Origin of the sequence: Bradyrhizobium sp. B120 (genome assembly GCF_049075665.1) — a bacterium.
Taxonomy (GTDB): domain Bacteria; phylum Pseudomonadota; class Alphaproteobacteria; order Rhizobiales; family Xanthobacteraceae; genus Bradyrhizobium.
In genome coordinates, this window is the sequence record NZ_CP185242.1 from 3,528,224 (window position 1) to 3,549,442 (window position 21,219).

The following is a 21,219-nucleotide window of genomic DNA, read 5'->3' on the forward strand; positions in this document are numbered from 1 at the left end:
GGCGAGCTCCTGTGTCAAGTGTTGGCAGCAAGAGGCTGGAATGAAGCAGCGGATCAACATCGTAGAACTTGCCCGGCATTTGGGGTTGGCTGTGTCGACGGTCTCCAAGGCCATCAATGACCGCGGCGACGTGAGCGATGCGACGAAGCGGCGCGTGCTGGAAGCGGCGGAGAAGTTTGGCTTTTCTCCGGATCCGGCGGGGCGGCGGCTTCGCACGCAAACGTCCGAGACGATCGGCTTCGTGCTGTCGCCGCCGCAGACCCATTTTGCGCATCCGTTCTTCCTGGATCTGCTGATGGGGATCGACCAGAATCTCAGTCAGACCCCGTTTCAGCTCATCATCGTCGCAGGTCGAACGCTGGAGACGGAGCTCGATAGCTTCCGCCGCCTGGTCGAGCGGCAGCGGGTCGATGGCGTGATGTTCGGCCGCACGCGTCGCGACGACCCCCGGATCCGCTATCTCCAGGAGCGCAACGTGCCGTTTGTCGCGCTGGGCCGCAGCGAGACCGGCAAGCCGTTTCCCTTCGTGGATATCGACCGAACGGTCGCCGGCCGCAACGGAACGGCGCGTTTCATAGGGTTTGGACATCGCCGGATCGGGTTGTTGAGCACGCCGGGATACCTCATGATCAGCCATCTGCTGCAGGAAGGCTATCGCGCGGCCTTGAAGGCGGCGAAGCTGCCGTTCGATGCCGATCTCGTGGTCGAGACTGGCACCAGCGAGGAGGAGGGGCTGAACGGCGCCCGTCGGCTCCTTGCGCTGAGCGATCCGCCGACGGCGATCATGTGCGGTCACGACCTGATCGCCACCGGCGCGATGCAAGCGATCGCGGAGACGGGCAGGCGCCCAGGCGTCGATATTCCGGTGATCGGGTGCGACAACCACCCGCTCGGGCCCTATCTGAACCCGCCCCTGACCACGTTCTCCGCGCCGACATTCGAGGCAGGGCGCCGCATGGTCGATCTGCTTCTGGCCCTCATGGACGGCCGTTCGGCCAAGGAATTGCAGGAAATCTGGTCGCCCGAGCTGATTCTGCGCTCGTCTCACGGCAGCCAACTGGTCGCGGCCGGCGAAATCTGAAAGCTGACATCTGTCGCTTGACAAGCCGGGTTGCTGCGAACTAGTTTACGAAATCGTTTTCGTAAATCGGGAGTTTGCGATGTGGCCTCTGCGGAAAGTCGCGGTTCTTGCGTTTTCGATGCTTGTTGCGCTCGCCGGGCGGGCCTCAGCCGGGGATATTCGCATCGGGGCGATCTTCCCCCTGAGCGGCGCAAACGCCGATTACGGCGATCTCTACATGGGGGCGACTGAGCTTGCGGTCTCGCATCTCAACGACACAAAAGCCCTCGGCGGGAGGCTATCGATCGCCTACGAGGACAGCCAGGCGCTCCCGCAGCAGGGCGTGATCGCCATGAACAAGCTCGTGAACGTCGAGAAGGTGAGCTACGTGCTCTCGGCGTTCACCGGCGTGTCCAAGGCGATCTCGACCACCGCGACGCGGAGCCGCACGGTTGCCGTCAATGGCGGCGGGGTCGGGCCCGACCTTGCCGAGCTTGGTGAGTATTTCTGGAACGTCATCCCGCTCGCCAATTTCGAGGTGCGGGCAATGGCGCCCTATTTGGTGCGGAAGCGGGGATTGAAGCGGTTTGTCCTCGTCTATGTCGACGACCCGCTTGGCCAATCGATCAAGCGCGAACTCGAATCCAGCCTGCCTTCGCTCGGCGCAACCTTGGCCGAGGCGCTGTCGGTGCCGTCCAATGCCCAACAATTCAGCGGAGTGGCGGCGCGGGTGCGCGATGCCAAGCCGGACGTCGTCTACATCGCCTCGTTCGGCGCGCAGCAATCGCAGATCATCAAGCAGTTGCGCGACAACGGCGTCACGCAACAGCTCGCCAGCTACTCGGGGTTTGCGATCCCTGCCATCGCCAGCCTTCCCGAAGCGAAAGGGGCGCTGTTCACGACGCAGCGGATCGACTGGAATTCCGACGATCCGGTGACAAGGCGCTTCACGCGGGAGTACCAGGCCAGGACCAGCCGGGCGCCGACCGCTTACGCCGCGAACTACTACAATGCCGTGCTCCTCTACGGGACCTTGGCGTCGGCCTTGCAGAAGGCTGGCTTGCCGATCACGGGCGAAAATCTCCTGACGAAGCGGCGCGAGATCGGCGCGTTCGATCTGGTCGGCGGGCGTGTCACCTTCGAGAAGGACGGCACGATCCGATCGGCTATGCAGATCAACGAAGTGGCTGGCGAGCCGACCGTCGTCGAGACCGTTGCGGTTCACTAGCTCTGGCGCCGGTGCGAGGACCCATGCTGCTACTCCAGCTCATCATCAACGGGATTCAGGTCGGGGCGCTCTACGGCCTGACCGCGGTCGGCTTCTCGCTGATCTTCGGGGCCACGAAGATCTTCCACTTTGCTCACGGCGCGAGTTTCGCGATCAGTGCCTACGTATTCTATTATCTCTACGGGGTTCTCCTGGTCTGGTGGCCGTTCGCGATCCTCGCGACCTGCATCGTGGTCGTGCTGTTCGGAGTTGTTCTGGACCGCTATGTCTACGGGCCGATCCAGAGCACCGACGGATCGTTCTTCACGATCTTCGTCGGCTCCTTCGGCGTCGCCGTCGTCATTCAGAACCTGATCGGGACCGTATTCGGGCGCGGCTTCATTTCGGTGCCTTCGGCATTGAGCAGGAGCGTCGAGACATTGCCTGGGCTCTACGTGGCGCCGACTGCAGGGATTGCCGTCGTCACCGCGGTGGTGTGTTTCGTCGCGCTCCAGCTCTTTCTCGGCAGAACCAATATCGGGATCGCGCTTCGGGCTCTGTCCGAGAGCCCCGCGCTGGTGCGGACGTTTGGGTTGAATCCGAAGGCGGTGTCGACATGCGCGTTCGCGCTCGGCTCGCTGCTCGTGGTTCCCGCCGCGGTGCTCACCAGCATGACCTCGGGGCTGAATGCGGCAATCGGCGGCCGCGTGATGCTGATCAGCGTCGCCGCGACCATCGTTGGCGGCGTCGGCAGCCTGCGCGGAGCAGCCTGCGCGGGGCTGTTGCTGGGCATTGCGGAGAACCTGGCGCTGTGGCGGTTCGATCCGCAGTGGAGCGAGGCGGTCACGTTCCTCATCCTGTTCGCGTTCATCGTGCTGCGTCCGTCGGGCTTCTTCGGCCGCGTCGTGACTAGCTGAAGGATCTGTGTCGTGATCGCTTATCTCGTAAACCTTGCAACGCTGGTCTGCATCAACGCCATTCTGGCGATCACTCTGAATTTCATCATGGGATATGCAGGTATCTTCTCGCTGGCCCATGCGGTGTTTTTCGGCGTCGGCGCGTATGTCGCGGCATTCATTGCCTTGCAGTGGACGGACGCGCTGCTGCTTCAACTGCCGGCCGCGATGCTCATCGCCGGAACGATCTCGGCGGCGCTTGCCCTGCCTGCCCTGAGGGTGCGGGGCGACTACTTCGTGGCGGCCTCGCTCGGTTTCCAGGTTCTCGCCGCAACGGTGTTCTCGGAGTGGAAGTCCGTCACGGGCGGTATCGGCGGCCTGGTCGGCATCCCGCCAGCGAGTATCGCAGGACACGCGTTCAGCGATCCCGTCCAGTTCCTCGGCCTCGCCGGCGTGACATTGGCCCTGGTGGTCGTGCTGACCAGAGCGATCGTCCGTTCGAGCTTCGGCCGCAGCCTCAAGGCCATCAGGGACAGCGAATCGGCCGCGCTGGCGTTCGGCAAGAATGTCGCGCTGATCAAGACGCTCTCAGTGTTCTACTCGACCGCGGTCTGCGCCGTGGCGGGCGTTTTGTATGCCGACTATCTCAGCTTCATCAATGTCGAGAGCTTCACCATCGATGCCTCGACGCTGTTCATGGCGATGGTGATCGTCGGCGGCATCGGAACCGTGTGGGGACCGATCGTCGGCGCGGTTCTTCTCACGTTGCTGCCAGCCGCCTTGACCTATCTGCCGTTCCTCCCCCGCACCGAAATCGGATCCGTGCAGCAGATGGTCTATGGGCTGGCGATGGTCCTGCTGATGATCTTCAAGCCGGACGGCCTCATGGGCGCAAAGCGAGGGGAGGCCTGAGGTGCTGCAAGTGTCGAAAGCTCCAGGCTCCCCGGCGACGCTTCTCGAGATCGCCAATCTCACCAAGAGTTTCGACGGCGTGAAGGCGGTCGAGGATGTCTCGCTGCGTCTGCGCGAAGGGATCATCACCACGCTGGTCGGCCCGAACGGGGCAGGCAAGACCACGCTCTTCAACCTGATCACCGGACATCTGCGGCCGACCTCGGGCGACATCCGCTGGCAGGACGAATCGATCGTAGGTACCGCACCGTGGAAGATCGCGCGCCTCGGCGTCGCCCGGACCTTCCAGGATCTGCGCCTGTTCTCGCACATGACGGTGTTCGAGAACGTGCTTACGGTGATGGAGAAGAGCGCCTGGTTCTGGCAATCCGAGGCCGGCAGCGGCGGGGAGCGCCACCAGCGCGTCCACGAGATCCTCGAGGCGACCGGCTTGCAGCACAAGGCCGGCGTGCGCGCGAACGATCTCGCTTATGCGGAGCGCAAGTTCCTCAGCATGGCGCGGATCATGGCCACGAAGGCCAAAATGTGGCTTCTCGACGAACCGGCATCCGGGCTCGATCCGAGATCCTACGAGCGCTTCGTGACGCTGCTGCGCGGCGAGGTTCGCCGCGGCATCACGATCTGCATCATCGAGCACAACCTCGAGATCGTCGTCAGCATCTCCGACCGGATCAGCTTCCTCGATCAGGGGCGGCTTCTCGCCGATGGCGAACCCGAGGAGATTCTCGGAAATCCGGAGTTGTCATCCATCTATTTCGGCGAGCGCAACTCATGACCGATGCTCTCATGAGCGTTGACAATCTCCGCGTCGGCTACGGCGGCCGCGTCGTCCTCGACGATATCAGCCTTCAGATCCGAAAGAACGAGGTGCTTTGCCTGGTCGGTCACAACGGCGCCGGCAAGTCGACCTTGATGAATGCGCTGTTCGGCGTGGTCACACGCCAGGGCGGCGAGATCTCGGTGGACGGCCAGCGCCTGCATCAACCGGAACCGAAGAAGATGGCGGCCCTGGGCATTGGCCTTGTGCCCGAAGGCCGCGGAATTTTTCCGGGCCTCACCGTCGATGAAATCTTCCAGCTCGCGATGTGGGCAACCGGCGTGCCGCAGCGGGAACGGCCCGAGCGGATCGAGTGGGTGATGTCGATCCTGCCCCGCATCAAGACATTCCACGCCCGCCGCGCGGGCACGCTGTCGGGTGGACAGCAGCAGATGGTCAGCATCGCGCGCGCCCTGCTGAGCCGTCCCCGCTGCCTCCTGATGGACGAGCCGTCGATCGGACTGGCGCCGAAGCTGTTCCAGGACCTGCTCCAGCCCATCCGGCAACTTCAGCAGCAGCTCGGGCTGTCGATCCTGCTAGTAGAGCAGAATGTGAAAGAAGCGTTCAAGATATCCGATCGCGTGCTGGTGATGCGCTCCGGCGCGATCATCCACGAGACCAGTCCCGAAGCATTGGCGGACAACAAGGTCCTGATGCAGTTCTACTGAACTGAAGACCGACATCGAAGGCAGCACCATGCAGCAGAGTATCGTATTCGCAAACAGTGAGCGGCTGCGTCCGCCCGCTGGTCATTATTCCCACACCTGCACGGCCGCCGGCCTCGTGTTCGTATCCGGGCAGCTTCCGGTCGACGTGAATGGCAGGCCAATGACCGACCGGCCGTTCGCGCAGCAAGCCGAGCAGGTGCTCGCCAATATCGATGCCTGCCTGGAAGCTGCCGCGACCGACCGAAGCCGGCTCGTCCAGGTGCGCATCTACGTGACCGACATGAACTCCTGGCCGGCCTTCAACCAGATCTATGCCGATTGGATCGGCGACATCCGGCCCGCGAGGGTGGTTGCCGGCGTGGCGTCCCTTCATTTCGGATTGCTGGTGGAGATCGAAGCCGTCGCGCTTGCTTCGGCCTGAACGGCAGGCGCACTCGACAGCAATAACGCACAACACGGAGGAAAGCATGATGCCCACGCGGCGCTCCATGATACTCGGCTTGCTCGGCACGGCCGCAGTCCAACCATCGCGTGTCTTCGCGCAAGGTGGCGCAGCACCGATCAAGATCCGCGTCGCTTCGGTGGTCTCGTCGGCCTGGCTTCCGCTCTGGGTTGCGAAGGACAAGGGCATCTTTCTGGAAAAGGGGCTCGACGTCGAAATCATGTCGGTCCAGAACCTCTCCACGACGATCGGTGCGCTCGGTCGCCAGCTGGACATTTCGGGTGCCACCGCAATCGATATCGTGAAGGCGGCAGCCAGCGGCCTCGATGTCGTCGGCGTGTGCGGCAATACGCTTGAGACCGCCGCCAACCGGCAGATGCGCCTCATCGCCGGCAAGCAATCCGGCGTCACCTCGATCGGCCAGCTAATCGGCAAGACGATCGGGACGCCGTCGATCAACGGCGTCGTCCACATCGCAACTCTGCTTGCGCTCAAGCGCGGCGGGGTGGATGCGAAAGGCGTTCGCTTCATCGAGATGATGTTCCCGAACATGGTGGACCAGCTCAAGGCGCAACGTATCGACGCAGTCGAAGAGGTTGAGCCGTTCGTCAGCGCGCTCAACAAGGCGGGCCACGTCGACCTTGGCGATCCGATGCTACAGGTCGGCGATCCCGTTACGCTGACCAGTTGGATGGCGAACGGCACCTGGGCGCGGGCCAATCCCGAAGCGATCGCGCGGTATGTCGCCGCCCTCGAAGAGGCGAGAGCAAATATCGCAGCTCACGAGGTCGAAGCGCGCGAGGTCCTCGCCAAATGGACCCGGCTGCCGAAGGACGTGATTGAGAGCATAGTGCTGCCGACGTACAGCACAGCTCTGACGGCAACGCACATCTCGGCGTGGATCGAGGCGATGCGGGAGACCGGGCAACTCTCCGCAGAATTGAACCCATCCAGCCTCGTGCTGAAGTGACCCCGGACGGCTGGCGGCGATCATGACAACCCAACCCAGTTTTCAGTGCGAGAGCCTTTGCATCGATCTGCCCGGTGCGCCGGGCGTTCGCCGCATCATTGAGGATCTCGATCTAGAGGTCAGACGAGGCGAGTTCGTCTCGATCCTCGGCGGCTCCGGCACTGGAAAGACCACCCTTTTGCGGACGCTGGCCGGGCTGACGCCCTACAGCTCCGGTCGTGCCGCTTACGAGGGACGGGAGGTCCGATCACCGGTGCCCGGCATGGCCATGGTGTTCCAGGACTACGGGCACGCCCTGTTGATGTGGCGAACCGTGCGAAGAAACGTCGCGCTCGGCGTGGAAGGGCGCCTGCGCGACGCTGAGCTCGATAACAAGGTTCGGAATGCCATCCGCATGGTCGGCCTTGACCGGTTCAAGGATGAATACCCGTGGCGGCTGTCGGGCGGCATGCAGCAGCGGGTGCAGATCGCCCGGGCGCTTGCCATGGAGCCGAGCGCGCTGTTGATGGACGAGCCGTTCGGCGCGCTGGACGCGATGACGAAGGCCTCGCTCCAGGACCAGCTTCTGGCGGTCCAGGCCGAAACCGGCGCGACCGTGCTGTTCGTAACCCATGATATCGAGGAGGCGATCTATCTCAGCGATACGATCATTCTCCTGAAAGGCAGTCCGGCCCACATCGCGCGGCGCATCCGGGTCGACCTGCCGCGGCCGCGCGACCAGATCGAGACCAAGGAGCTTCCCGAATATCTGCAGCTGCGTCATCAGCTCTACGAGGCCTTTCGCCATGAGATCCATGCTTAGACGCTCAAGGGGCGTGCTCAATCCGTCTGCGCTCGCGACCGCCTTGGTTCTTCTCGTCGCGTGGGAAGTCGGCGTCAGGACCGCCGCGACCCGGTTCGAATTCCTGCCGGCGCCGACGGAGATCGCCCAGGAGCTCTATGGCGCGATCCGATCCGGCCAGCTCATTGCCGATTCCGTGCACACCGTCGCCTGCGCGCTGGCCGGATGGGCGATCGCGAGCGTGCTTGGCGCGGCCATCGGGCTCGCACTCGCGTTCTCGCCGATCGTCCATCGCTTCTTCGGCGCGTCGCTCGAGTTGCTCCGGCCCTTGCCGGCCGTTGCGTTCGTTCCGGTTGCGGTTCTGCTGTTCGGTTTCACCGTCACCACGGAAATCGCCGTGATCGTGTTCGCGAGCGTATGGCCGGTCATCGTCAACGCCGTCGCCGGGGCGAAGGCCATCCACCCGAGGCTCCTCGATACGGCCGCGACGCTGCATTTGTCGCGAACACAGCGGCTCGGCAAAGTCATCCTTCCCGCGGTATTGCCATCGACCATGATCGGCGCACGTGTCGCGCTTGGTCTCGCACTCGTCGTCGCTGTCATCGCGGAGATGGTCGGCAATCCGGCGGGGCTCGGCTGGGGGCTGGTGACGGCGCAGGAAGCTCTCCAGCCGGGCCTGATGTTTGGCTATCTGCTTGCGACCGGTACGCTCGGTGTTCTCCTCAACGCGTGCCTGCGGCTGACCTTCGCGCGGTTGTTCCCCGGCATTCGGGAGCTTCAACAATCATGACCGCAACCAACGCGCCCGCGCAGGCCGTCGCCGGTGGCAGAGGGCGCCGCTGGGCCTTCCACGCAGCCAACAACGCATGGTTGGCGCTGCAAGGACTGTTGCCGCTGATCACCTTGCTGTTGCTCTGGCAGGCGCTGGGCGATCCGCGTTCGCCGTATTTTCCACCTCCGTCGACATGGGCGACCGCCCTGATCGACCGGACAACCGCGGGAGATCTTGTTCCTGCGGTGCTGGCAACGTTCCAGTCGGTCGCCGTGGCCCTTGTTCTTGCCATGGCACTGGGCGTCGGTATCGGCGGGCTGATCGGCGCGTCGCCGGCTCTGGCGCGCTGCCTCGGGCCGACGCTGGAATTCCTGCGCACGTTGCCGCCGCCCACCATCGTGCCGGTGGCGGCCTTGATCATCGGCGTCAATGAAGAGATGAAGCTGTTCGTGATCGTATTCGCGGCGCTCTGGCCGGTTCTGCTCAACACTACCTCGGGGGTGCGGTCGTTGCATCCGACATTGCTCGAAGCTGCGCGATCCCTCCATCTCGGTGTGATCGCGCGGGTGACCAAGATTTTCCTGCCGGCGCTGCTGCCGTCGATCCTGACGGGCGTACGCGTCGCCGCGCCGCTGGCGATCATCGTATCGCTGCTCGCGGAGATGCTGACACTGATGCCGGGGCTCGGTGCCCTGCTGCTGATGGCGCAGCGCAACTTCAACGCGGCCGAGGTCTTCAGCCTGCTGGCGGTCGTCGGCTCGTTCGGCTTCATCATCAATGCGGCGCTCGCCGCCTTCGAATCCTGGGCCTTGATGCCTCAGGGGCGGTCTTAAAGGAGACAGATCATGTCCATCGACTTTGAACGAAGGGGGGCCGTCGCCCTCGTCACGATCAATCGGCCCGACGCCATGAATGCTGTCGACGTCGAGCATGATCGCGCGCTCGTCGAGGTCTGGAAGGATTTCGAGGCGGACGCGAATTTGCTGGTCGCTGTCCTGACGGGCGCGGGCGGCCGCGCGTTCTGTTCCGGGGGCGATCTGAGGACGTATATGCCGTGGCGCCGCGAGCGCGCCCTGCATGGCGCGGAAAGCACCATCAGTTTCGGCGGCATGACGCTCGCTGGCGAGATCACCAAGCCGGTCATCGCCGCGATTCAGGGCCATTGCATCGCCGGCGGGCTGGAACTGGCGATGGCGTGCGATATTCGCGTCTGCACGCCGGACTCGCGGTTTGGCCTGGCGGAGGTGCGGTGGGGTGTGCTGCCGGGCGGCGGCGGTACCCAGCGGCTGCCGCGGCTCGTCCCCGTGGGCTGCGCCCTCGAGATGATCCTGACCGGGGAGCCGATCGATGCGCAGCGCGCCGAGCGGATCGGTCTCGTGAACCGCGTGGTCGCTGCCGACGCACTACTCGATAGCGCCTTTGCGGTCGCCAAGCGCATTGCGGCGAACGGGCCGCTCGCAGTCAAGGCCGCGAAGCGAGCCGTCCAGCTCGGATTGGATGGCTCGTTGGAGGAAGGGCTAGTTTTGGAAGGTGCGCTGCAAAAGCAATTGCTTCAAACGGCCGATGCGGAAGAGGGGCTTCGTGCCTTCGCCGAACGGCGGCCTCCCGCCTTCGCCAACGCCACACCAGCCGAAAAGTAAGGCTCACAGAGGAAAGGTTCAGTCTCATGTCGACAACACACGAAAACAGACCGCGATTTTCGCCGGCCCGCCGCGTGCCGCTCGGACCGAGTGGAGATCTGCTGTTCCTGTCAGGGAGCCTTTGCGTCGATGAGGACGCACGCGATAACATCGAGCTCCAGACCCGCCGGATATTCGAGCGCATGGAGCGCGTGCTGGGCAAACATGGTGCCTCGCTGTCAGATATCGTGAAGACCACAGCCTTTCTGGCCGACCTCGCCGACTATGACGGCTTCAACCGGGCTCGCGTCGAAATATTCATGGACGCCAGAGAGCCGCCGGCCAGCACCGCCATCGGAGCCGGGTCGCTCCTCGGTATCGGTACGCGCGTGGAGATCGAGGCGATGGCATTCGTGCCGTCGCGCTGACGCACCGAGACCAAGCGTGAAGGCGGAGCGGGGGCGGCTTCGCGATTCGAACGTTCGTTGGGCTCATGGGACAGGGGTTATGGACGAGCCTTTCCCTGATTGGCTCTGATCGGACGCCGATTGCTTGAGTTAGCTCAAACCTGCTCATGATGGATTGGAGTGAGAGTTTAGGTTTTTCAATCGGTTAGAAGGTGGCGTGTTCACGACGTGTGCACCGCGGCATCAAGAAGAATCTCATCACAGCCAATGTGAGCAGGCCATCTGAACTGGGCTTGGGGCGGCGTGAGGTGGGCGATGTCATGGCACAACTTTCAGGGGGCAGGGCGAGCGCGGACGACGATCGGCCTCGGTTCTTGGAAAGCGGAAACGTCACGCCTCTTACTGGACATTCACGCAATTGCGTTCGTCGAACTCAAGAACGAAAAACTCCTGCCGCGGCGCAAACCATGCGTGACGTGGATCACGGCGACTAGCTGGATGACCTCGTATGCGTGTGATCACGGCTTGAGGGGATGGCCCCTCCCGAAAACAGGAGAATGGCTATGAACAAGTTCGACCATGAAATGTCGATGGAAGCCCTCGATCGTGTGGTCGGCGGTGCGGACGGTGACGGCAATGGCACCGGCACGGGTAACGGGGGGCACGGCCTGGTTCGCGGAATCAAGCAGGTCATCGGCGTGGTGGAAGGCATCGTCAAATCAATTTGGCCCTTCTGATCTTCGCCGGGATCGGCGCTGTCACGCGATCGGCATGCACGACGCTGTTTGGTGAATCAAAGACTTGCTGCGCGGCGATTGCGCAGCAAGTTGCCGCGCGTCATCTTTTCCCACAGCCGACGTTGACAGAACCTGTGAGTTGGTCGCCTCTCGCGACCATGGCACTCTGGTCACGACGACATGACGTCATATCCGAGATGCCCTGTGCTCGCAGCCGTAAGGGCATAGGACTGAATGGAGGGAGTGTGGTAAGCAGGCCGATCGGCCAATTGGCTAGACCACAAGCTGTCTCCGCGCGAACTCTGCAAATGGGCCGGTGCCACTCGTCAGCTCGTCATAGCTTCCCGATTGCACGATCTTGCCACCGACCAGCATCACGATCCTATCCGCGTGGCGGATTGTGCTCAGCCGATGAGCAATAACAATCCGCGTGACATTCAGCCGCTCCAGCGAGGCTCCGACGATCGCCTGGGTCTGGTTGTCGAGCGCGCTCGTTGCTTCGTCAAAAAGCAGGATGCGTGGCGAACGTGCCAGCGCGCGGGCGATGAGGACCCTCTGGCGCTGTCCACCCGAGAGCGTATTGATGCCTTCCGCAACGAGCGTGTGCATACCCATCGGCATCTGCCGAATATCGGCATCGAGCGCCGCGAGCCGCGCGGCCTCCCAGGCTTTGTCCAGCGTCAGGTCGACGCCGCCGCAAATGTTTTCGTATAGACTGCCCGTTGCCAGCTTGGTGTCTTGCAGCACAACGCCGAGCTGGCGGCGCACGTCGTTGGTCTCAATCGTGTTCAGCGCCTTGCCGTCATAGAAGATCGTCCCGGCTTCCGGTCGTTCGAAATCCAGCAGCAATCGCAACAGCGATGATTTTCCGCTGCCCGAAGGGCCGACAATTGCCACATACTCTCCCCTCGAAACACGCAAGGTAATGTTATCAAGAACCGTAGGTCCAGCCTCGATATAGCGGAAGGTGACGCCGGAAAACTCGATCTCGCCTATCAGCTCGCCTGCGGGCCGCCGATCTTCGGCGATCTCGGGGGCAGTGGAGAGAATCGGCTTCATCCTGGTGAGATGGGGGATGACCACCAGCGATTCGCTCATGCTCGAGGCAAAGTTGCCGATCGCTGCCGTGGTCTGTCCGAACGCGGAGAGGAAACCGAGAAAGGCGCCGAGATTGGCCAGGAGCTGACTGTTGGTGCGCGAGGCGACCGCAAAAATGATCAACGCGGCCAGAAGAGGGAAGGCCGTCTCGAACACGACCAGAACGTTGGCTGCTAGCTGCGAGGCGATGAAGTAGCGCTTCTGAACGGCGAACTGTCCCGACCATCGCGCCAGTGCGCGATTTGCGGCGTTTGCCACGCGAAGCTTGCTGACGCCAGCGATCAGTTGCAGCACAAAACCGCTGACCTTGCCTTGCAGATTGAAGTGCTTGCTTTCGTAGTGGATTCGCACGGCGCTGGTCGCGACGATTGCGGTCGCCCGGAGCGCGATCAGCAGGAGCGCGATGCTGCCGAGCCTGAGGTCATAGTAGAGCATCAGCCCAATACTGAACATTCCGAACAGGGCCGATGTGAAGCCGCGTAAGGTCCGTCCGGTAACGATCTGGCGCATCGCCTCAATGCCCATCGAACGGTCGACCAGATCCCCGGTCGTATAGTTGCGAAACAGCGACGCCGGTAACCTAAGCAGTCGATCGATGAGGGCGGCCTGGAGCTTGTAATCGAGAAGGCCTTCGAGCCTGAGCGTGACCAGTCCCTGCATTCCCTGCAGTCCGGCTATCGCGATCGCGGTGACAGAGAGCGCTGCCGCGCAAACGACGAGCTGGTCGATCTCTGTGCGGGGAATCACGGAATTGACCAGCAGATTCGTCAGCAGCGGCGGTATCAGCGATAGCAACCCGATGGCAATGATCGCGAGGGCCATGCGGACCATGCTGGCGGACAGGCCTCCGGCCGCGAATGACAGCAGATCACGATAGCGAAGCGGGTGCGCGGGCAGGGCCTTGTAGAAGCTGACGGCTTCCGGCGCGAGAGCGTTTGCAATCGAGCTACTGACCGGCTGCCGCCATCTCCGCTTCGGATCGATCATCTTGTAACCGCCGCGCCGGTCACGGATCAGAGCGACCGGGTCGCTTTCGGGCCCATGCCACCCCAGCAGGGGGCCGGCATCGGAGCTCCACCAGCGATCGCGCAGCTGGACGCGGCGAATTCGTAACCGCGATGCGCGCGCGATCCGTAGGATGTCGCTGAAATTCTGGCCTGCGGGATGCGTTCGGCTCGCATGAATGATGGAGCTTCCCGATGCGTCTGCAACGAGGCGGCAACTGGCGAGCAGGGGGTCGCTGGCATCCAGCTCGACCCGCGCCCGACCGGTTGGTGCGGTGACAACTTCGGACAGACGCTCAAGGGCATCCAGCGTCCGCGCACGGATCAGTTCGGCTCGCCGGGCGAGTTGCTGCCGTTCAGACGACCTTTCATGTCGAAGCCGCCGCTCCAGACTGGCGGCAATCGCGACATGGAAGCGGTCGAGGGCCGACCAGACCAGAGGCAATTCAGGCGCGGTCGGCTCCGCCATGATCATGGCGCCACTTTCGCCGGCTTCCAGCCAGACCTCCGCAGTGAGCGGAATGAAGGGACCTCCGGCCGCGAGCTCGAGGTCGAGATCCAATATCTTTGCGCTTCCTGCTTCGATGCGGGCCCACACGATGCTTCGCCTCGGGCCGCGGCAACGTTCGCCCGGATGCAGTTCTCTCGCTTCGCCACCGATCAGTTCGGAAGCGTCGTCCGATCGGGCCGAGCCGGCCGCGAGCGAGGACAGCCGGGCGATCCAGCCGGACATGCGATCCGTGGCGATCTCGTTTCGCGGGATCGTGGTGATTTCCGCGTCAGGGCCCCCGACTGCGACGATCTGCAGCCGTATCGCTGACCGTTCACACGCCGTGTGCAGGTCCAGTAAGACTTCACCAATTTCACATCGAAGCAGGTGATGTCGGACGCCGTCTGTCTCCACGGCGAAGATATCGACATGACCGGCGCTCACCTCCAGTGCCTGGTCGCGCTCGTTGAGGAGAATGGGATGCCGCGGATCGATCGCCGCGCGGCGAGCGGCGGGGGCCGCAGTTGGCCTCGCGGTCACAACCTCATTCCTGGTGTCGGGGTTATTCATTCGCTTGTCACCAGCCTTGCGTAGGCGCCCTGGAGCGCGACAAGCTGTTCGTGGGTGCCGCGTTCCACGATCCGCCCATGCTCCAGCACGATGATTTCGTCGCAATCGCGCACCGTGCTCAGGCGATGTGCGATGATGATGCAGGTGCAGCCTCGGCGCCGCAGGTTGTCGTCGATGACCTTTTCCGTGATCGGATCGAGGGCGGCCATTGCTTCGTCCAGGACGAGAATCGACGGATTGCAGACCAAGGCCCGGGCGATCTCGATACGCTGGCGTTGCCCTCCGCTGAAATTTCCTCCGCCCTCATTGATGTGGCAGTCGTAGTTTCCGGGGCGCGTTGCCAAGTCGTGATGGATCAACGCATCCCGCGCAGCGGCGGTCAAGTCGCGCTCATCCACCGTCGAATCCCAAAGGGTCAGATTGTCGCGCGCGGTCCCCTCGAACAGAAATATGTCCTGATCTACATAGGAGACGGAATTTGCGAATTCCTGGGGTGGAAGGTCCGCCAGCTTCCATTGATCGAAGAGAATTTCTCCCGCCCACGGCTCGTACAGCCCGCAGATCAATCTGCCGAGCGTCGATTTTCCGCTACCGGATACGCCGACAAGCGCCACGCGCGATCCCGCAGGGATCGCCAGCGACAGATCGGCCAGCAGTGGCGGTTCCAGAACCGAATAGCCGAAGCTGATGTTGCGAAGCTCGACCCTGCCGGCAAGCTTTGGTGGAACATTATCGATGACGTTGCCGAGCGGCGTGGGCCGGAGTGGGTATTTGCGAATATCCTCGAGCCGCTCGAGCGCTCCCTTGATGGTCTGCAGGCCGCCGAAATAGTTGACGAGATTCTCGAATGGTTCCGAGAAGTTCGCTGCGAGGGATTGGAATGCAACCAGGCTGCCAAGCGTCAGCGAGCCTTCGATAACCCTCAAACCACCGAGCCCCAGGATCGCGGCGACCATCAACCCGGAGAGCAGCGTCGGCATCATGTCCAAGAGGATGGCCGATGCACCGAGCCTCTGTTCGGCGTTGAGATTGTTGGCCTGAAGGCCCGCCCATTTGCCAAACGCATCATCCTCGAGGCCGCTCGCCTTGATGGTTTCGATGGTGCGCACCAGGCCCACCGTGGCACCCAGAAGCTTGCCCCGTTCAACCGTGAGCCGGTAGCTGAGCTCCTGCCGTCGTGTCCCAATTAGACGAAGCAGGAGAAGGTTCAGGAAGGCGATCGCGATGCACAGCACCGTCAGGCTGACGTCATAGACCGCCATCGCGCCGGCAAATAGAAGCACCGACGTCAAGCTGAGTGCGTTCATCGCAATGCCGCCGGACAAGAGGCGCGCGATTTGCTCGTTTGACGCGACGCGGCTGGCGACGTCCCCGGCATGACGCTGGGTAAAGAATTCCAGCGGCAGCGCCATCACACGCCAGAGGAAGCGGCTGGTCATGACAACAGAGAGCTTGGCCTGCAACCGTAACAACACGGACTGACGAACCGCGACCATCACCGCGCGACAGGCCGCCGTTAGCGCCATTCCGATCAGGAGCGGCATGAGCCAGCCATTGTTGTGCTGGACCAGAATGTCGTCGACAAAAATCTTGGAAAAGCCTGCGGCAAGGATATTGGGAACGACGAGCACGATACTCACGATCACCAGCAGGACAACCGCCGCTCTTGAATGACGCAACTCTTGCAACAGCAGCCCGATCCCGTTGGGCTTGCTGCCGACCATTTTGAACTCTTCACCGCGCTCGAAGACCAGCACCACCCCGGTGAAGGCAAGATCGAGCTCGGCCAAGCTGATGCGTCTGCGGCCGCTCGCAGGATCGTTGATATAGGCATGCCGGCCCTTGATGCCCTCCAGGACCACAAAATGATTGAAGTTCCAGTGGATGATGCAGGGCGTCGGAAGCTCGGCCAGGGCGGGCGGCTCGACGCTATACCCCCTTGCAATAAGGCCATAGCGCCGCGCCGCCCTGACAATATTGCTGGCCTTGCTTCCGTCGCGCGATACGCCGCAGGCAATGCGGAGTTGCTCCAGGGGAATCCAGGCGCCGTGATAGGCGAGAATGATCGCGAGCGCCGCAGCGCCGCATTCGACCGCCTCCATCTGCAGGACGACGGGGGTCCGCTTCACCTGCTTGCGCAGCAGTCCCGATAGGCGACCGTGCCGCGTGTTTTCCGACGTGGGAGGGGACTTATCCATCAATTCCCGTGACGTGCCTGATCAAGGGGATCACCAGATCGAGCGGCCGTTGCCGCCGAGTTGTGATTTCCGCGCGCGCCAGGGTTCCGCTCGTCAAATGAGTGGTAGGCCCATTACCCACGGCCCAGCGATAGCCCGTCGCGGTGGAGTCATCCTCCTGAAGAGCCACCTCAGCGACATATGGCGCGCCGTTGTGGGAGAAGCGGGACACCAGGCTTTCATTGTGCAGCGCCGCGCTGATGCCCTGAGGCGTCATCGGGAAGTCAGAGACTCTCAAGACCGTGCCCAGCATCATGCCAAACTCTTCGCGTTTGACCATGCTAGGCTCGAGATGAACCTGCATTCCCGGCTTGATCTGCTTGCCATGTTCAGCCGGGATATAGACGATGGCCTGGAGCTTGCCGCCTTCGCTTTCGATCTGGACCACGGGCATCCCGACCGAGAGTACCGAACCGGGAGAGATCTTCACTTCGAGGACACGGCCTTCCATCGGACTGAGGACTTGCGTATTCTGGCTCAACTGCTCCGCGGCCGCATTCACCTGCCGGCGCGCTTCGTTCAGGGTGAATTCGGATTGCTGAATGTCGCGTTCGCGCTGTGTCTCCAGGTCCGTCTTCTGCGCCCTGAGCTTGAGAATCTCATTCTGCGCGTCGAGGCGGCGTTGCTGCGCATCGCTCAGTTCCTGGCGCCGGTCCTCCAGACTGCGTCGCGTCGTGTAACCCTTCGCGAGCAGCCCTTCGAGGTTCTTGACATCGACCGACAGATAATCGACGCGCTGGCCGGTCGCCTTGATGACTTGCTCGAGTGCGGCTTCGAGTTTCTCGAAATTCTGGCTCTTGGCGGTGAGCTCGGCTGCGACCTTCGACTTGAGGTCGGTATATTCGCGCTGGCGCTCGCGGAATACTTCGACCGCCGCCTTGTGCTTCTGCTCAATGTCAGTTTGAACGATCTGAGCGATCGGCTGACCAAGGTCGACGTGGTCGCCGACCGTGACGGCAACGGACTGCAGCCGGCCAGCAGCGGCCGAGACCGCGTCGACCACCTTGCCACCATTGCTGATCAGGATTCCCTCGCCGGAGACGCGGGTGGGCACGCGCCCGAAAATGCCCCACACGACCGCGGCCACCACCGCAACGAGGAAAACGACCGTGATAATCCAGTCCGCAGGCCTGGTGATGACGACGAGCTGATCAAGCTGTTCAGGCGAGGCCGCGTGGTCGAGTGCCGTCGCCCGAAATGCCCGTTGCGGCTCGGAGGTTGCACTCCTATTCTCCGGTTGTCCGAGCGTTTCCGAGGTCGTCATATCAGCACGCAAAGGACTGAATTGATTGAATGAATATGCCGGCATCTTCGCATAGATCAGACGTGGTCACAACAACGGCCGGCGCGAAATCGGTGCCGAGGCTCGAATGCGCACGCTGAGCGGCAGGGCAACGCGGTTGTTTGCAGCGCACGCGCAGCAGGCCGTGCTCGTGACGAGTGTAGCGCTGGGTTTGCTATGGTCCCCTGGCTCACGGGCCGGGGTCCTTTCCGAGAGCGATCGCAAGCAGGCGGAAAGCTTGAAGCCGTTGTTTGCGAATCTGATGAGTGATCTCGTCGAGACCGTCAAGCGCTCGGACGTACCGAACGGGGACATCGTCTGTGTCAACTCCACGATCCGCGAGCTTCTGCAGATTTCCGACGAACTCGCCAGTTACGAATATCTGATCACGATGGAGAAGGATTTGACCGACGTCGGCGACGACAGTCCGTTGAGAGGTGTCATCAAGTTTGCGGTCGATAAAACCAACGTCATTCTGACCGGCGAGAGAAAGCGGCTGGTTCAGTTGTCCGAGCAATGTAACAAGAATCCGGTCGGGTTTGGAAAGGCGCAGGAGGCGTTGAGAGTCATCGACACGACGACCGGAATCCTGAACTCCATTCGCGGTCGCCTGTAACGCGCCACGCATTTGCTGACGCCGAAGGCGGGATCTGCCGGCGGGGCCGTGGTCCCGCATGTGCGCGCTCCTTCGTGTTTTCCGCCAGATGTCCGGGACGGACCGTCCCTTCGTGAACTCCGCGTAGCAAAATAGATCTGCCATTCAGATCGGGCGTGATCTGCCTCACGGGGCGCGATTGCGCGCGATGACGGGCCGGGTTTGATGCGCGACGTTTGCTTCGCCCCCTGGAGCCCGCTCGGCTCAGAACTGCCGGCTTGATTGCAGTGGGGTTCAGCGAAGTGACAATCCTCACGGAAGCCTCCGGGCAGCAGAGACATGCTGCACACTGGTTACGGGATGGTCCCGCACCATGAACACAGCAAGGAGGACTGAGATGACACGTAACGTGAACGACAATGCAGCCACCCGCGAGCTTTCCATCGACGAACTCGACGCGGTGGCCGGCGGCAAGTGGAGCTGGGGAGATTTCGCCAAGTCGCTTTTGGGCGGAGGAGTGACGGGCGGCATGGGTGGCGCGGCGGTTGGCGGCATCGGCGCCCTACCCGGTGCCATTGGCGGCGGGCTTCTCGCTGGGATCGGGTACTGCATCAGCCAGATCTTCTGAGCACCCCGTCCGACCAAAGCGAGACCCGGGCCCGCATCACGGGTTTCGCTTTGGCGGCGGGCAGGAGCTCAGCAGGCAGAAGCCCAACAGATGAGAGGAGCGTACCATGCAGAAAATTCGTGAGTTGACTCGAGACGAGCTCGATTCCGCGTGCGGTGGAAGCCGCAATAATGGCGGAACCGGCGGCTCGGCTGTTTCCGATTTCATAAATTGGCTTTTGGGCCAACTTCACATTCCCACCTCGTCGGGAGGACCCATTCGGAGCTAGCTCAAGCCTGGCTCGTGCCTTGGGCTAGCGGAAAGGGATCAATCGATGCGAGGTCCAGAAACGAGGACCTCGCATTTTTTTTCCGTGCTAGTGCGGCAAGTCGATCGTTCACCGCTGCACCTCAATCGGCAACAGCATCGACGATACCGCTGAAAGTGCGGGTCAGCATCGCCCGTGCAGGCTGCGTGATCAAGGTCACAGCGAGCTGGTCGTCGATGCGGCAAGCTGCACCTGGATGGCAAGGATCATCCGTTCACCGTAGACAGATGGAGATGACGATGATGAGTGCATACCAGAATGAGCATCAGACGGTCCGTCCGTTGTCCGATGAGGAATTTGAAACCGTGACCGGCGGTTGCTTTGGAATTCCGGTTTCGGACGGTCATGGAGGCGTGATCTATGTTTCTCCGACGCTCGGGCGTGGTCCGCGGCTGCCGACCGGCACTGGACCGACCTTTCCTACGAGTGGTCCGTTCGGACCGTTTCCGGTGTAATCAACGAGCAGGTGCATATCAGAGCCGGCGTCCCCAACGAGGCCGGCTCTGTAGTCGGGCATGAACCGGGACAGCGAAGCGGGCCCGCGCGATCGCGCTGGCTAAGTTTTCGCTTCGTCTGAACCCGCGGACGCCGTGCTCACTCGAGCCGCTGGGCTTGCTGCTACCGGGAGTAGCAGTATAGTAGCGCGATGGCTGTCAACTCTCCCGAATTGAAAGCTTTCCTGCTTGCCACGCCTTTTTTCGGAGGGCTGTCAGATCCGAGCCTCGATCTGTTGATCTCAATGCTTGTCGAGCGCCGTTTCGACGTCGGCGCGATGATCGTGGCCGAAGGAGAGCCGGGGCGTTCAATGTTTGTTGTTCACTCCGGCGAGCTCATGGTAAGCAAGCTTGGGCGTGCGGGGCGCTCAATTCGGATGGCAAGTCTTGAGCCCGGCGATTTCTTTGGCGAGATGACGCTCATCGAAATGCAGAATCGTTCGGCTTCCGTCGTCGCGCAAAGCCCAACTGTCCTGTATGAGCTCACGGCGCGAAACCTTTACATGTACTGCAAGGCAGACATCCACGCCTATGTCCTCGTGATACAGAATATCAGCCGCGAGCTTTGTCGGAGGCTCCGCCGCGCCGATGATCGGATTGCCGAGCTGTTGGTGCATCAGGCGGAGCAATAGCTTGTTGTCTTGAGATTTGATCAGGCCCGAAAGTTTTGACATTGTTGCTTCCAAGCGCCTGCAAGTGTCCCGCGCTCCAAAGAGCGCAAGGACGCGCCGAGCCGAAAAGGCGAACCGCCGCTACAGTAACGACATCCTCCCAAGGCGGTTCACACCGTCCATTTTGCGACTACTCTGGCAAGCCCGCTTCACGCAATGCGGTTGCGATCCTCGGTCCCGCGTCTAGAGAAAATAGTTCTCGACGGGGTGCTGGCAGAGTGTGCCAAGCCTTGCGAGCCAATTACTCCACGGCACAAGCCGCGGAGGAGGCACGGGTGGTTACGTCGATATCGGTTCTCTAGAGAACCGAACCGTAACGTAACCACTGTAACCATGGGCATGGGGGCCACAATGTGGCTCGTTACCTTAGCCGGGCGGAAGGTAACCGCCGGGCTGTAGCTGCTTTACCATCGCGAGATTCTTGTCGATCGCCGCCAGCAGCTTGTCGAACGCATTTGCAGGAACACTGACCGGGCTGGTCGGCTTGCCGCCCGAAACGACTCCCAGTTCGTCGGCCGACAGCTCACGAATGCTCGTCATCTTCATCTGCCTTCC

21 protein-coding genes are annotated in these 21,219 nt (G+C 62.3%); 17 read left to right on the forward strand and 4 right to left on the reverse strand.

Annotated elements, in window-relative coordinates; all coding sequences use genetic code 11:
• Positions 1–40: 40 nt before the first annotated feature.
• The 14 genes from ACOIX3_RS15915 (at position 41) to ACOIX3_RS15980 (ending at position 11,288) form a co-directional block, all read left to right on the forward strand.
• Positions 41–1,081, forward strand: a complete 1,041-nt coding sequence (locus ACOIX3_RS15915) for a LacI family DNA-binding transcriptional regulator (protein ID WP_223973561.1) — start codon at positions 41–43, stop codon at positions 1,079–1,081.
• A 79-nt stretch (positions 1,082–1,160) separates the two neighbouring features.
• A complete protein-coding gene (locus tag ACOIX3_RS15920) occupies positions 1,161–2,288 on the forward strand; it encodes an ABC transporter substrate-binding protein (RefSeq protein WP_420970776.1) in 1,128 nt (375 codons plus the stop codon).
• Positions 2,289–2,311: 23 nt separating this feature from the next.
• Positions 2,312–3,184 carry a branched-chain amino acid ABC transporter permease gene (locus tag ACOIX3_RS15925; protein WP_420970777.1) on the forward strand — a complete coding sequence of 291 codons (873 nt, stop codon included), beginning with the start codon at positions 2,312–2,314 and terminating at the stop codon, positions 3,182–3,184.
• 12 nt (positions 3,185–3,196) lie between these two features.
• The gene (locus ACOIX3_RS15930; protein ID WP_223973555.1) at positions 3,197–4,075 is read left to right on the forward strand and encodes a branched-chain amino acid ABC transporter permease; all 879 of its coding nucleotides are present in this window, start codon (positions 3,197–3,199) and stop codon (positions 4,073–4,075) included.
• Positions 4,076–4,085: 10 nt separating this feature from the next.
• Positions 4,086–4,850: an ABC transporter ATP-binding protein gene (locus tag ACOIX3_RS15935; RefSeq protein ID WP_420970778.1), complete on the forward strand. Its 765-nt coding sequence runs from the start codon at positions 4,086–4,088 to the stop codon at positions 4,848–4,850.
• Positions 4,847–5,560, forward strand: coding sequence for an ABC transporter ATP-binding protein (locus ACOIX3_RS15940; protein ID WP_420970779.1), 714 nt, complete (start codon positions 4,847–4,849; stop codon positions 5,558–5,560). The genes ACOIX3_RS15935 and ACOIX3_RS15940 overlap by 4 nt, the downstream gene beginning before the upstream one ends.
• Before the next feature lie 28 nt (positions 5,561–5,588).
• The gene (locus tag ACOIX3_RS15945) at positions 5,589–5,981 is read left to right on the forward strand and encodes a RidA family protein (protein ID WP_420970780.1); all 393 of its coding nucleotides are present in this window, start codon (positions 5,589–5,591) and stop codon (positions 5,979–5,981) included.
• A 46-nt stretch (positions 5,982–6,027) separates the two neighbouring features.
• On the forward strand, positions 6,028–6,972 hold the full coding sequence (locus ACOIX3_RS15950; protein WP_420970781.1) for an ABC transporter substrate-binding protein: 945 nt from the start codon (positions 6,028–6,030) through the stop codon (positions 6,970–6,972).
• 22 nt (positions 6,973–6,994) lie between these two features.
• Positions 6,995–7,774: an ABC transporter ATP-binding protein gene (locus ACOIX3_RS15955; RefSeq protein ID WP_420970782.1), complete on the forward strand. Its 780-nt coding sequence runs from the start codon at positions 6,995–6,997 to the stop codon at positions 7,772–7,774.
• The gene (locus tag ACOIX3_RS15960; RefSeq protein ID WP_420970783.1) at positions 7,767–8,543 is read left to right on the forward strand and encodes an ABC transporter permease; all 777 of its coding nucleotides are present in this window, start codon (positions 7,767–7,769) and stop codon (positions 8,541–8,543) included. Before ACOIX3_RS15955 ends, ACOIX3_RS15960 begins: the two co-directional genes overlap by 8 nt.
• Positions 8,540–9,358, forward strand: coding sequence for an ABC transporter permease (locus tag ACOIX3_RS15965; RefSeq protein ID WP_420970784.1), 819 nt, complete (start codon positions 8,540–8,542; stop codon positions 9,356–9,358). The genes ACOIX3_RS15960 and ACOIX3_RS15965 overlap by 4 nt, the downstream gene beginning before the upstream one ends.
• A gap of 12 nt (positions 9,359–9,370) precedes the next feature.
• Complete coding sequence (locus ACOIX3_RS15970; protein ID WP_420970785.1) at positions 9,371–10,165, forward strand: enoyl-CoA hydratase/isomerase family protein; 795 nt, start codon at positions 9,371–9,373, stop codon at positions 10,163–10,165.
• A gap of 74 nt (positions 10,166–10,239) precedes the next feature.
• On the forward strand, positions 10,240–10,572 hold the full coding sequence (locus ACOIX3_RS15975) for a RidA family protein (protein ID WP_420970786.1): 333 nt from the start codon (positions 10,240–10,242) through the stop codon (positions 10,570–10,572).
• Between the two features lie 542 nt (positions 10,573–11,114).
• On the forward strand, positions 11,115–11,288 hold the full coding sequence (locus ACOIX3_RS15980) for a hypothetical protein (protein ID WP_342722703.1): 174 nt from the start codon (positions 11,115–11,117) through the stop codon (positions 11,286–11,288).
• A 273-nt stretch (positions 11,289–11,561) separates the two neighbouring features.
• Here the strand turns inward: ACOIX3_RS15980 and ACOIX3_RS15985 are convergent, their stop codons facing one another.
• The 3 genes from ACOIX3_RS15985 to ACOIX3_RS15995 are packed head-to-tail and all read right to left on the reverse strand — an operon-like array spanning position 11,562 to position 17,951.
• A complete protein-coding gene (locus ACOIX3_RS15985; RefSeq protein ID WP_420970787.1) occupies positions 11,562–14,450 on the reverse strand; it encodes an NHLP bacteriocin export ABC transporter permease/ATPase subunit in 2,889 nt (962 codons plus the stop codon).
• Positions 14,447–16,648, reverse strand: a complete 2,202-nt coding sequence (locus ACOIX3_RS15990; RefSeq protein ID WP_420970788.1) for an NHLP family bacteriocin export ABC transporter peptidase/permease/ATPase subunit — start codon at positions 16,646–16,648, stop codon at positions 14,447–14,449. Before ACOIX3_RS15990 ends, ACOIX3_RS15985 begins: the two co-directional genes overlap by 4 nt.
• Positions 16,641–17,951 (reverse strand): NHLP bacteriocin system secretion protein, encoded by a 1,311-nt coding sequence (locus ACOIX3_RS15995; RefSeq protein ID WP_420970789.1) that lies wholly within the window; start codon positions 17,949–17,951, stop codon positions 16,641–16,643. The genes ACOIX3_RS15990 and ACOIX3_RS15995 overlap by 8 nt, the downstream gene beginning before the upstream one ends.
• A 106-nt stretch (positions 17,952–18,057) precedes the next feature.
• Between ACOIX3_RS15995 and ACOIX3_RS16000 the strand changes: the two genes are divergently transcribed.
• The 3 genes from ACOIX3_RS16000 (at position 18,058) to ACOIX3_RS16010 (ending at position 20,625) form a co-directional block, all read left to right on the forward strand.
• A complete protein-coding gene (locus ACOIX3_RS16000; protein WP_420970790.1) occupies positions 18,058–18,585 on the forward strand; it encodes a hypothetical protein in 528 nt (175 codons plus the stop codon).
• 376 nt (positions 18,586–18,961) lie between these two features.
• Positions 18,962–19,192 carry a hypothetical protein gene (locus ACOIX3_RS16005; protein WP_420970791.1) on the forward strand — a complete coding sequence of 77 codons (231 nt, stop codon included), beginning with the start codon at positions 18,962–18,964 and terminating at the stop codon, positions 19,190–19,192.
• A 953-nt stretch (positions 19,193–20,145) separates the two neighbouring features.
• On the forward strand, positions 20,146–20,625 hold the full coding sequence (locus ACOIX3_RS16010; RefSeq protein ID WP_420970792.1) for a Crp/Fnr family transcriptional regulator: 480 nt from the start codon (positions 20,146–20,148) through the stop codon (positions 20,623–20,625).
• Between the two features lie 405 nt (positions 20,626–21,030).
• Here the strand turns inward: ACOIX3_RS16010 and ACOIX3_RS16015 are convergent, their stop codons facing one another.
• Positions 21,031–21,210, reverse strand: coding sequence for a hypothetical protein (locus ACOIX3_RS16015; RefSeq protein WP_342722695.1), 180 nt, complete (start codon positions 21,208–21,210; stop codon positions 21,031–21,033).
• Between the last annotated feature and the right edge of the window lie 9 nt (positions 21,211–21,219).